The sequence below is a fragment of the Helicobacter sp. T3_23-1056 genome (assembly GCF_053654535.1).
In genome coordinates this window covers 1-624 of record NZ_JBSIUU010000093.1, presented here as the reverse complement: position 1 = coordinate 624, position 624 = coordinate 1, and the positions used below count along the sequence as shown (strand labels likewise).

Annotated in this window: 1 pseudogene; it reads left to right on the top strand. The window is 35.1% G+C overall.

Annotated elements, in window-relative coordinates:
• Positions 1–75: 75 nt before the first annotated feature.
• A pseudogene (locus ACWIUO_RS13830) lies at positions 76–624 on the top strand (IS1595 family transposase); the annotation flags it as partial.

Here is a 624-nt window from a genome sequence, read left to right as displayed (position 1 = left end):
GGCTCTAGAGCCTATGTTTAGAATAAATATAGAAGGCTCAAGACAACTTAAGCTCAAACAAAGGATCTTTAAGTTATGATTCATACGATGAAAAACAAGTATATCATTCGTTCAAGAATTAGTGAGGCGAAATTTGTGAGGGATTCTTAAATATTTTTCTACTTTGCTTACACTTGTAGCTTTGCAAGAAGCCTTGATATTAAAGCTGCAAAAATATCAAAATTAAGCAATATTTCTCGCCAAAGTGTAAATAAAATCTTTAGGCAAATTAGAATTTTAATAGCAAAAGAATGTGAAAAAATATCTAAAATGCAAGGTGAAATTGAAATTGATGAGAGCTATTTGGGTGCTAAAAGAGTGCGGGGAAAAAGAGGGCGTGGAGCAGGTAAGAAAACGCCTGTGTTTTTGCTTCGCTAATACTTGCAACTGCAAGCAGAAGAAATGTTAAAACGAAATGGTTGCGTTTATACACAAGTAGTCAAAGGTTGCTCTGCAAGTGAATTATTGCCTATTTTGAGAGTTTGCAGCGATTTAGCAGAATCTATAATTTTTAGCGATTGTTGGGGTGCGTATGATGGATTGGTGGATTTTGGTGCAAAGGCACATTATCGTGTCAAACACTCA